The organism is Microvirga tunisiensis, from assembly GCF_009296175.1.
In the GTDB taxonomy this organism is placed as follows: domain Bacteria; phylum Pseudomonadota; class Alphaproteobacteria; order Rhizobiales; family Beijerinckiaceae; genus Microvirga; species Microvirga tunisiensis.
Map to the genome: position 1 here is coordinate 1 of NZ_VOSK01000287.1, position 7,906 is coordinate 7,906.

Here is a 7,906-nt window from a genome sequence, read left to right on the forward strand (position 1 = left end):
CCAATGGTCTCGTGGAGCGCTTCAACGGGCGGGTGCAGCGCGAGGTGCTGGGCATCACCATCTACAGCCATCGGGACCTCGAGACGCTGCTCAAGGGCTTCAATCAGGCCTATAACAGAAGACGTCAACGCGTGCTCAAGGGGCGATCCCCGGATGAGGTTGTGCGAAGCCGCCTGGCTGCCGAGCCGAAGCTCGCCAACCGCCGCTACAAGCCACCCGATGCAGACGCGTTGCCGCCAGCCCTCCAGGTCATCGCTCATGCCAAGGAGGTCTCGCATCCAGACAATTTAACAGATCAACCTGACGCAGCAGTGATCCCCTAAGCTTCTGCGCCGGGTTAGGGCCTGCTTCAAACCCGGTGGGCCACAGGCGTCGCCGCAGGGCACCCCTATCGCACAAGCCACGAACCTGAGGAGAAGGACGGATATGGCCAGTTTCGATGATCGCCGAGATACATTCGAAAGGAAGTTTGCTCATGACGAGGAGCTTCTGTTCAAGGCGACGGCCCGCCGCAACAAGCTGTTCGGTCTTTGGGCCGCCCATCAACTCGGCAAGACCGGCCCGGATGCCGAGACCTATGCGAAGGCTGTTGTCGTGGCGGATTTCGAGGAAGCCGGGGATGCCGACGTCATCCGCAAGGTGCGCCAGGACTTCGAGGCCGCTGGCAAGACGGCCAGCGATGCCGCGCTGGCCGGTGTCCTGTCCGGCCTGATGAATGAAGCCATCGAGCAGATCAAAGCGGGATGATAAGATTTCTGGCTCTGTCGCAATTTCTGATTGCGGACAGAAAGATCTGAGCGCGGATCGTATTCGCTTATGCGGCGAGCCGCTCGAACTGCTCAGCGAGCGACGGTTGCTGAGTGCAGGCGTATTTCGCCTGTCCCTTTCGCATCATGTGCACCATTTCGATGCCGCCCAGGAGCGTGCGAGCGCTACTCGTGGACTTGAACCCCATCATCGGGCGAACCCGCCGCTTGATGGCCCGATGATCCCGCTCGATGCGATTGTTGAGGTCGGCACTCTGGCGGATGCGAATGGGTTTCAGATCACGCTGTGATCTGTTCTGAAGCCGGTCTGCGGTATCGCAGGACAGGATCGCCTTACGGTTGGTCTGGCTGCCATCGATGACGATCCTCTCGGGCCGGCCATGCCGCTTCAGGGCCTTGCGCAGGAACTGCTTGGCGGCCGTCAGGTTACGCCGTTCGCTGAACCAGAACTCAATCGTATCGCCGTTGCTGTCGATTGCCCGGTAAAGATACATCCAGCGCCCGCGGACCTTGATGTATGTCTCGTCGATGTGCCAACTGCTGGTGACAACCCTCTTGCGTGAGTTGAAGCGCTTCAGCAGTTCGGGCGAATACCGGATAACCCATCGATGAATGGTTGCGTGATCGACGGAGATGCCGCGCTCAGCCATCATCTCCTCCAAATTTCGGAGGCTGAGATTGTAAGCCAAGTACCACCGGATGCAGAGAAGGATCACAGATCGATCAAAATGCCTGCCCTTGAACACCGCGTCCCCCGCTACTGTGACCGGGGTCTCAGTAGCTGAAACTCTGAAACAAATTGTTGCGACAGAGCCCCTCATCGAGATGCCAGATATCGCGATGGTTTGGTCTCTTGCGCCTGAGGCGGCGAGCGTACGCCGGCCCGAACTTCAGCGCCCAACGGCGGACAGTCTCATACGAAACGAGGATGCCGCGCTCGAGCAGCATCTCCTCGACCAGCCGCAGGCTCAGAGGAAACCGGAAGTACAACCACACCGCATGGGCGATGATCTGAGGCGGAAAGCGATGGCGTTTGTAGCTGACAGGCTTGCTCATGCTGGCCCGTCTACACGGGCGCGTTTCAAACCCGAGTTAACGTGACAACACCGCCTGAGCACATGGCTACTCCTGTGAAAGCCACTATGGGGCCCTTGCTACGACCTTCTATCCGAGGTTTTCAACTGCCGGTCGCTCCACATGAAAAGGAGCGGATCAAAAGCCTGAGGAGGTGTGGAAATGTATAGATCAATGTCTTACGGCAAGATTTCGCGTAAGGCCGTTGACGGAACCGTGACAGACGCGACTTTTGCTGGAAGAGCTAGAGGCAGCTCTGGGCCGAGCTTGTGCGAAAACTCATACTGCGCTCACCACAACAAACAATCTGTACAAGTTTCGGCCTTTGCATCAGGGATTACGAGACATAAGATTTCTCCTAGGAGCAGATGGTCAGCGTTTTCAGATAGGTTCGGTCATCCTTTCGCGATCCGACCGCTCAACGAACATCAGTTCTTCACCGCTGAAGCGGACCAAGTGCTTACGTCTCAGGAGTGCCAGAACGAGACATTCCAGGCGCACGGACGAGCTGTCCCTCTCCAGTCCGACTTCGATGTCCATCATCTATGTGCCCTGATGCAGGCAGCAAAGGCGGAAACATTCTGCCTGTGATCTCGGTCACAGATCTTGGATGGCGCGCGTCGTAAGCTCCTCACTTGTCGAAGAGGAGCCATCCCATGAAATCCGGTATTACGACATTGACCCGCGTTGCCGTCGCGCTCTCCGCCTGTCTGGGTTTCGTTGCCGCACACGACGGAGCCGCAGCACGTGACCGCGGCTACGATGGCAGCGGCTTCGTGGCTCGCGATCATCGCATGCCACCCGTGGTCCGCGATCATCGCGCGCCTGTGATCGTCCGAGATCATCGGGCAGAACCCGTTATCCGAGATCATCGCACTACTCCGATCGTGCGGGATCACCGAGTGCCAAGAGGGCCTCAGGGCGGAGTGACCGTCACATCCTCTGGTAGCAGGCGCGGTGGATCGCCCTGCATTCGCTCGGTGTTAGGCGGGCCTTGCTTCGGTCTATAACACCGCGAGAGGAACTGACCTGCAGGGCTGCCACCCAAGGCAGTCATTATTTCTCAGAGAGCGAAGCCGGGGGCAAGCGCGGATGTTCCGCCGCCCCCGGTTCGAATGCGAGTGCTTGATTTGACGAGCAGGTCGAGCGTTGTCGCGGAACCTGCTTATGGGATTGAGAGCCAATGGGATCAACCGCTCCGTCAGCCACGTGTTCCAGCCTCAGGATAGTCCGGAGCAGGTCAAAGTGTAACGTAGATAAGCCGAATGAGTGGCGCTTTGCGGACGGCAAGGGACCTCAGGACAAGGGCAGCTCAGTGCCAAGCGCGGATGTTCGCTACACACACCGTATCTCTGTGAAACCACAGGAGGCACTCATACGGTACTACGCGCGGCCACATCCGCGGATGTGGCCGCGCGTGGTGCGTCATCACCTCCGGGAGACAACAGCCATTGTGCTCGCTGACTCTCGGTAAGATCCACCGATCGCGCTCGCTGTTCATACCACTCCTGAGCCACACCAAGCTATAAAGCCCACGTCGTTGCAGTCCTGCGCTTTCAGTTCACTGGGCCGGAGTGGCTGACGGGCGGAAGTTCCTCTCCAGACGGGTTCAGTCCTTGCGAACGCATTACCAACACGGTCACGAACCAGAGCACGATGCCGATAGCCAGCAGAATGCCGGCAATCGCGTACTGAACGGAGGCGCGACCGGTCCAGGGGCCAACCAGGAACGCGCACGAGATTGCGCCAAGAACCGGCAGGATCGTCGGGCTCCTGAAATGCGGGTGGTCGACCTTGTCCTTTCGAAGCACGAGGACCGCAATGTTGACCATGGTGAACACGCCCAGAAGCAGCAGTGCGGTCGTACCGCCGAGCGCCGGCACCGCGCCGACGAAGGTAATCAGGCCAAAGGCCAGGAGCGAGGTGAAGGCGATTGCGACGTAGGGTGTGCGCCGGCTTCGATGCACGCGGCCAAGGATTGGCGGGAGCACGCCCTCCCGGCTCATCCCGTAGACGAGACGGCTGGCCATCAGCATGTTGATCAACGCCGAATTGGCGACCGCAAACATCGTGATGATGCCGAAGACGCCGAGAGGGAATCCCGGCGCGCCGGCCGAGACCACCTTGAGGAGCGGCGTCTCGCCCTCGCCGAGTTCGGCTGCCGGGACGAGGGTGATGGCCGAGATCGACACGAGAATGTAGATAAGGCCTGTGGCGAGGAGGCCGGTGAGGAGCACCTTCGGGAAGATCCGAGACGGGTCCTTGCACTCCTCCGCCATGTTCGCCGAATCCTCGAAGCCCACCATGGCGAAGAAGGCCAGCGTCGTCGCGGCGATGACGGACCAGAACATGCCGCGGTCCCCCGGTGCCTCGAAGGTGAGGGTGCGGGACACGTCGCCCTGTCCTGCGCCGATGGCCCAGACGCCGATGATGATGATGATCAGGAGGCCCGTGAGCTCGACACAGGTGAGCACGACGTTGGCTTTGACGCTCTCGCCGACGCCGCGGAAATTGACGATGGCGACGACCGCCATGAAGAGGAGCCCCGTGAGCGTGATGCCGAAGCTGTCGAGTTCGAGGTCGAAGCCGGATGAGAAGTTGGCTGCGAAGGCTCGTGAGGCAGTGGACGCGGAAGTGATGCCCGAGCACATCACCGCGAAGGCCACGAGGAAGGTGACGAAATGAATGCCGAAGGCCTTGTGGGTGTAAAGGGCGGCGCCCGCAGCCTTGGGGTATTTGGTGACAAGCTCGAGATAACTGAACGCTGTGATCAGCGCGATCACGAAGGCGACCAGGAACGGCAGCCAGACCACACCCCCGACCTGTTTCGCCACCTGGCCGGTGAGTGCGTAGATGCCGGTGCCGAGAATGTCGCCGACAATGAAGAGCAGTAACAACCCTGGTCCCATCACCCGGTGAAGACCGGGTTCGAGTTCCGCCTTGGCGGATGCGCCGCTGTCTGTCGCCAGATCGCTCATGGGAACAGTCCTTCCTGCCAAGGATCAATGGCTAAGGCTGCTAAACCGTTCCAGCTAAGCTGGTGCTTGCAGGACGCTGTCATCCCCACAGTAGCTGCGGCGAGCGTGCCTGCTTGGTCCAGGATAAGTTCGCGAAGGACGGAAGCTAAGGCAAAGCTCCATTGATTTTGAGGGGCAGCATTGTGGGCAGCCCCTTCAGTCATACCTTGCCGATCGTGCCATGGGATGGGCAGCGCAGGCCCTATGAGCTTCGGCCGTAACAGGCCGAGCATCAACACCTTGGCTAAGGCGGGAGCGCCCACGCACCCGAACCGCCGAACGGATCTAAAGGTCTTGGCATCGAGTTGTTCTCCGGCCAACCTGAACCGAAGGCACCGCACGATGGCCGACCCGGCTCCGGCTCCACCTTCGCCAGCCCTACAGCCGGCAGGATCTCCCATCCTGACCGCCGGCGGCATCGTTCTGGCGATCGCAGGTCTCTATTTCGGTCGGGATATCTTCGTTCCCTTCGCCTTGGCCATTCTCTTGAGCTTCGCTCTGACGCCATTGGTCAACTGGCTCAGGCGATGGCGGCTGCCGCGGATTGCAGCGGTTCTCGTCGCCGTCACGCTTGCCTTCACACTGATCGCAGGCATTGCCTTCGTGGTCGGGCGCCAGCTCGTTCAGCTTGCCAACAACCTTCCAGCCTACCAGACTACCATCACCGACAAGATCCGCTCGTTGCAGGCCTCCGCTCCCGGCGGGGGAATCGTGGACAAGTTCACGACTACCATCCAGGATGTTGGCAAGCAGATCTCCGGCGAAAAGCCTCCTGACAATGTTCCGGCGCAGACACCCGGGTCCAGGCTCGGCAGCGGCACCGCCCAGGAGCCGGTCACCGTGCGGCTCGAAGCCCCGCAGGCCAAGCCTCTTGAGATCATCCAGGCCGTTGTCGGTCCGCTGCTCGCTCCGCTGGCCACGGCCGGCCTGGTGGTGATCTTCGTGATCTTCGTGCTGCTCGAGCGCGAGGATCTGCGCGACCGCTTCATTAAGCTAGCGGGTGCTGGCGATCTCCAGAAAAGCACGCAGGCCATCAACGACGCGGCTGCCCGGGTCAGCCGCTATTTGCTGATGCAGCTTGTGGTGAACTTGACTTACGGCATCCCGATCGGCATCGCCCTCTACTTTATCGGCGTGCCGAATGCTCTGCTGTGGGGCCTGCTAGCGGCAGTGCTGCGCTTCATTCCTTATCTCGGTCCCTTCCTGGCCGCCCTCTTCCCCATTGCCCTTGCGATCGCGGTCGATCCTGGCTGGACGATGCTATTCTGGGTGGTGGGATTGTTCCTGGTGGCCGAACTCATCAGCAACAACGTCATCGAGCCGTGGCTCTACGGCTCGAGCACGGGGTTGTCGTCGCTAGCCATCATCATGGCGGCGATCTTCTGGACCAGCCTGTGGGGTCCGGTCGGACTGTTCCTCGCCACCCCCCTGACGGTGTGCCTCGTGGTCATCGGCCGCTACGTGCCGCAGCTCGAATTCCTCGGCGTTCTTCTCGGCAGCGACCCGGTGCTCGCCCCGGAGGAGCGCCTCTACCAACGCCTGCTTGCCGGTAATCTCGAGGAGGCGGTGGAGATGGCCGAGGGCTATGTCGACGAACACTCCTCGCGCGAGTTCTACGACAACGTGGCCATCCCGTCCCTCCGCCTGGCCGAGAACGACCGCCAGCGCAGCACCACGGACACCAACTACCGACGGCTCGTCGCCGACACGGCGATCTGCGTCGTGCGCGAGGTCGAGGACCATGTCCGAGAGAACGCCACCTCCGGCGACGAAGTGGCTACGGATGAGGATCGCGCACCGCCCGTACGAGAGGAACGGCCCTCGTCGGTCCTCTGCCTGGCGGGACGGACGGAACTCGATCGCGCGGCGGCCGAGATGATGGCGCAGGTGCTCGAGGAACAGGGCATCGGCGCTCGGGTTCTCCCGCCGATCGCCGTCAGTCAGGGGGCCTTGGGGCAGCTCGACCTTCAGGGCGTGGACGTGGTGTGCCTGTCCTACCTGCATCCACAGCCGCAGGCTTATGCCCGCTACATCTGCCGTCGGCTGCGCCGCCGGGCACCGCACATGAAGCTCATCGTCTGCTGCTGGAACCTGGCGCCTGCAACGGAGCAAGCAGACGACCTCAAGAAGCAGATGACGGCCGATGCGGTCTTCGCCTCTCTGGCAGCCTGTGTCGAGCAGGTGAATGCATGGGTCTGCCGCCCGGCATCGACGGGCGAAGCGCCCCTGGTCCTTCCTGACACCGAGCAGGCGCAGGTTGCGGCGCTGCACGATCTCGGGTTGGCCTCCGTGAAGGGCCGTCAGTTCGACGAGGCATCCAGGAAAGTCGCGCAGGCGTTCGATGTCCCGATTGCCCTTGTGTCCTTCGTGGATGAGGTGCATCGGCCCCAGCCCGATGCGGCAGGACCGACTCAGGAAGTCCAAGTCAGCCAGCAGCCTCCTCATGAGGAATCGCTCGACGCCCACGTGATTGCGGCGAACGACGTGCTGGTGTCCGACGACGTGACCAAGGATCCCCGCTTTGCCGACGATCCGCTCGTGCTGGAGAAGGGCATCCGCTTCTACGCCGGGGCTCCGCTACGGACCTCGGCGGGGCTGGTGATCGGCACTCTGTGCATCATCGACACGCGGCCACGCGAGTTCCCGGAGCTGGATTGCCGGCGCCTCCAGGATATGGCCGACGAGTTGATGAGCCAGATCGAGCGTCGCTCTGCCGAAGACGCGCGCAGGCCCCAAGCCGGCCTCGTCACGGTTGCTAGCGCCACGTGAGACAGCCCTCTGACGCGGCCCACACGGCAGACACACCGCGCCACCAGGGACAAACTCACCACAAGGCGTAAGGTCCGGATCGGGTCGAGCCTGTGTCAAAACGCGATCGGGCCGCTCCGTGAAGCAATTTAATTTCCTGTAAGCCTCGATAGACCGGGGATTCCCCGGTGTACGGGCTTGATGTTGTACAAATAGTTCGTTGAGAGCTGAGGTGTTCGCGTTTTTACACAACCAGGGTCACGGACTGCCCTTCAGCTTGGCCGTGAGAAGGTCCGCTTT

4 protein-coding genes and 2 pseudogenes are annotated in these 7,906 nt (G+C 61.4%); 3 read left to right on the plus strand and 3 right to left on the minus strand.

From position 1 onward, the window contains the following. Nucleotides 1–323 (plus strand): annotated as a pseudogene (locus FS320_RS33935) (integrase core domain-containing protein); the annotation flags it as partial. A 103-nt stretch (nt 324–426) separates the two neighbouring features. Further along, nucleotides 427–747, plus strand: coding sequence for a DUF1476 domain-containing protein (locus FS320_RS33940; RefSeq protein WP_152716804.1), 321 nt, complete (start codon nt 427–429; stop codon nt 745–747). Nucleotides 748–814: 67 nt separating this feature from the next. On the opposite strand, the gene FS320_RS33945 is transcribed toward FS320_RS33940, so the two are convergent. The 3 genes and pseudogenes from FS320_RS33945 to FS320_RS33955 all read right to left on the minus strand — a co-directional run bounded on the left by FS320_RS33945 (nt 815) and on the right by FS320_RS33955 (nt 4,819). Beyond that, a complete protein-coding gene (locus FS320_RS33945; RefSeq protein ID WP_162003424.1) occupies nt 815–1,513 on the minus strand; it encodes an IS6 family transposase in 699 nt (232 codons plus the stop codon). Nucleotides 1,514–1,583: 70 nt separating this feature from the next. Beyond that, nucleotides 1,584–1,823, minus strand: a pseudogene (locus FS320_RS33950) (IS6 family transposase); the annotation flags it as partial. 1,574 nt (nt 1,824–3,397) lie between these two features. Then, complete coding sequence (locus FS320_RS33955; RefSeq protein ID WP_152716805.1) at nt 3,398–4,819, minus strand: APC family permease; 1,422 nt, start codon at nt 4,817–4,819, stop codon at nt 3,398–3,400. Nucleotides 4,820–5,200: 381 nt separating this feature from the next. Between FS320_RS33955 and FS320_RS33960 the strand changes: the two genes are divergently transcribed. After that, nucleotides 5,201–7,627 (plus strand): AI-2E family transporter, encoded by a 2,427-nt coding sequence (locus FS320_RS33960; RefSeq protein WP_152716806.1) that lies wholly within the window; start codon nt 5,201–5,203, stop codon nt 7,625–7,627. The last annotated feature ends 279 nt before the right edge of the window (nt 7,628–7,906 follow it).

Bases quoted from the DNA above. Each gene is read 5' to 3' on its own strand.
- FS320_RS33940 (WP_152716804.1), top strand. From the start codon at position 427: ATGGCCAGTTTCGATGATCGCCGAGATACATTCGAAAGGAAGTTTGCT.
- FS320_RS33955 (WP_152716805.1), bottom strand. From the start codon at position 4,819: ATGAGCGATCTGGCGACAGACAGCGGCGCATCCGCCAAGGCGGAACTC.
- FS320_RS33960 (WP_152716806.1), top strand. From the start codon at position 5,201: ATGGCCGACCCGGCTCCGGCTCCACCTTCGCCAGCCCTACAGCCGGCA.